This is a genomic window from Deltaproteobacteria bacterium, assembly GCA_011773515.1.
Lineage (GTDB): Bacteria > Desulfobacterota > Deferrimicrobia > J040 > J040 > WVXK01.
Map to the genome: position 1 here is coordinate 5,182 of WVXK01000058.1, position 313 is coordinate 5,494.

A 313-nucleotide genomic window follows, 5' to 3' on the forward strand; every position below is an offset into this window, starting at 1 on the left:
TCTCTGTAGAATAGTGATATACGCTGTATGGAATCCGGTCCAAGGGATGCGGTTCGAGCGCACAATACTGATCCTGGGGTGGGCAGGAGTCGCCATGATACTGGTGGACCTGCACGTGTACTCGCCATTCCCCGGGAAAATACTCACCCATGTGGGGGCAATCATCGCGGGAATCTGCTTCGTGCTTGGCGGGATAAGGGTGCTGCTCAAAAAAAAGTAAGAACCCGAAGAGGGGCGAGGCGGCATGTCCGCCCGACCGCAAACCTTATCGTCTCCATCGAACAGCCGCTTCAAGTCCCCGTACAGGACTCAG